Genomic DNA, 2,642 nt, shown 5'->3' with positions numbered 1-2,642 from the left:
CCCCGCCGGTGCCGATCACCGCGAGATCGGGGATCGGCGGGCGGCCATCACCGCCGCCGTCGAATGGGCGCAGCCCGGCGACGTGATCCTGGTCGCCGGCAAGGGACATGAGGCGGGTCAGGAGATCGACGGCGTGAAGCACCCCTTCGACGACCGCGTGGTGCTGGGCGAGGCCCTGGACCAGATCGCCGGTGGCGCCACCGAGCAGCCGGCGGGCCGAGAGGCACGCCGGTGAGCGCTGAGCTGACCGTGCTCGCCACCGCGATACCCGCGCGGATCGATGACGTCACATCGGGGTTGCGGACACTCGTCGAGTCGGCCGATCGGGCTCGGCGAGCGGGTGCGGGCGATACGGGCGACGGGCGAGACCGGCGCACGTGGGCGATCATCGGCGAACTCCTCGTCGACGGCCCCGACCGCGACGACGAGAACCACCGGGCCGTCGAACACGACCGGGTGGGCCGACTCGCGGTGCGTCTCGCCGTGGACAAGGTGTTGTGCGTAGGGTCTGGCAGGGCCGTGCGCGCTCTGCATCAAGGCACCGTGATGGAGGGGTCCTGGGGTGACGAGGTGCGTCAGGTCCAGGGCTTCGAGGAGCTCGTCGACCTGTTCGTCGACGAGCCGCAGTGGCGACCGCAGCCGGGCGACACCGTCCTGTGGGCGGTGGGGGCCCCGGCCGGCGGGATCGCCGCATTCATCCAGGACGCGTGTCATCACCCGGTGACACTGCGGACGCTGCAGGCCGAGACGACAACGCAAGCCGAGAAGACAGAGCAGGCGGGGCGGGCAGAGCGGCCGGACACCCCGAACGCAGGAGCGAACGAATGAAGGCGAGGACGTTCAGGTGACCCAGATCCTCATCGCGGGGGCCATCGCGGTGGCGGTGTCGATCATGCTCACCCCGTTGCTGATCCGGTTGTTCTCGCGGCAGGGCTTCGGTCAGGAGATCCGGGTCGAGGGCCCGCAGAGCCACCAGACCAAACGAGGCACCCCGTCCATGGGCGGCGTCGCGATCCTGATCGCCTTGTGGGCCGGTTATTTCGGTGCCCACCTGGCCGGGGTGTTCATGGACTCCGACGCCGGGCCGAGCGCATCGGGATTGCTCGTGCTCGGGCTCGCAACGGCATTGGGCGGTGTCGGATTCCTCGACGACTTCATCAAGATCCGTAAGCATCGCAACCTGGGACTCAACAAGACCGCCAAATCGATCGGGCAGTTCATCGCCGCGATCCTGTTCGGCATCCTGGTGCTGCAGTTCCGTAACAACGCCGGTCTCACCCCGGCCGGACCGTACCTGTCCTACGTCCGCGACATCGACGCGATCTCGATGGTGTCGGTGGCCTTCGTCGTCTTCGTCTGGCTGGTGGTCGCCGCGTGGTCGAACGCCGTCAATTTCACCGACGGCCTCGACGGCCTGGCCGCCGGCTCGATGGCGATGGTGCTCGGCTCCTACGTGCTGGTGGCCTTCTTCCAGTTCGTCAACGCCTGCTCGGGCGGGGCGAAGCCGGCCAACGACATCCCCCAGGGTTGCTACAACGTGCGCGATCCGCTGGATCTGGCGCTGATCGCGGTCGCCGGTGGCGGAGCCTGCCTGGGGTTCCTCTGGTGGAATGCCGCACCGGCCAAGATCTTCATGGGCGACACCGGGTCACTGGCGCTCGGTGGCATGCTCGCCGGACTGTCCATCACCACCCGCACCGAGTTGCTCGCCGTCGTGATCGGTGCCCTGTTCGTCGCCGAGATCGTGTCGGTGGTCATCCAGATCGCGTTCTTCCGGACCACCGGACGACGGGTGTTCCGGATGGCGCCGTTCCACCACCACTTCGAGCTCGGTGGTTGGGCGGAGACGACGGTGATCATCCGGTTCTGGCTGTTGACGGCCATCGCCTGTGCGCTGGGGCTCTCGCTGTTCTACGGCGAATTCCTGGCCGTCAAGGGCTGAGACGATGAGTGCGACGCCCCACTCCGGGGCACCGCTGCCGGGCCGGTCGGTGCTCGTCGCCGGTGGCGGGTCGGCCGGGATGTCGGCGGCACGTCATCTGCTCGATCTGGGCGCGCAGGTCACCATCGCCGACGACCGCGTCACCACCGCGGGGGTGGGCGCCATCGCCGGGGCCTCGGCCATGGTCGACCGCGGGGCTCGGCTGATCGCCGTCGCCGACCTACTCGCCGATCCGACCTGGGCGGAACGCACCGACCTGGTCATCGTGTCGCCGGGCTTCGCTCCCGACCACCCGCTCCCCGCCACCGCACGCGCCGCAGGCCTCCCCATCTGGGGTGAGGTCGAACTCGCCTGGCAACTCGACGCAGCCGGCATCTACGGACCCCCGCGTACCTGGCTGGTCGTCACCGGCACCAACGGGAAGACGACGACGACCTCGATGCTCGCCGACATCGTCGCCGCGTCCGGGCGTGCCTGCGCAGCGTGCGGCAACATCGGGCTCCCGGTGCTCGACGCCATGGCCGAGAGGCCCCGCGTCGACGTGCTCTGCGCAGAACTCTCGTCATTCCAGCTGTATTGGGCACCGTCGATCGCGCCGAGTGCCGGTGTCGTGCTGAACGTCGCCGACGATCACCTCGACTGGCACGGGTCCTTCGACGCCTATGCGCAGGCCAAGCAGATCGCCCTGCACGGGGTCGTC

At 69.0% G+C, this 2,642-nt stretch carries 3 protein-coding genes and 1 pseudogene; all 4 read left to right on the top strand.

What is annotated here, in order from left to right; translation table 11 throughout:
* Positions 1-235: pseudogene (locus B1964_RS13365) on the top strand (UDP-N-acetylmuramoyl-L-alanyl-D-glutamate--2,6-diaminopimelate ligase); the annotation flags it as partial.
* Positions 232-828, top strand: a complete 597-nt coding sequence (locus B1964_RS13360; RefSeq protein ID WP_079930108.1) for a UDP-N-acetylmuramoyl-tripeptide--D-alanyl-D-alanine ligase — start codon at positions 232-234, stop codon at positions 826-828. The pseudogene B1964_RS13365 and the gene B1964_RS13360, both read left to right, overlap by 4 nt.
* A 16-nt stretch (positions 829-844) precedes the next feature.
* Entirely contained in the window at positions 845-1,942 is a 1,098-nt protein-coding gene (mraY, locus tag B1964_RS13355; RefSeq protein ID WP_006370506.1) for a phospho-N-acetylmuramoyl-pentapeptide-transferase, read from the top strand.
* Between the two features lie 4 nt (positions 1,943-1,946).
* Positions 1,947-2,642, top strand: a 696-nt coding sequence (locus B1964_RS13350) for a Mur ligase family protein (RefSeq protein ID WP_253193992.1), incomplete at its 3' end; no start/stop codon positions are given.

Origin of the sequence: Gordonia sp. i37, from assembly GCF_002043085.1 — a bacterium.
Classification (GTDB): domain Bacteria; phylum Actinomycetota; class Actinomycetes; order Mycobacteriales; family Mycobacteriaceae; genus Gordonia; species Gordonia polyisoprenivorans.
Note: the sequence above shows the minus strand (reverse complement) of the source record. Positions and strands in the feature narration are given on the sequence as shown.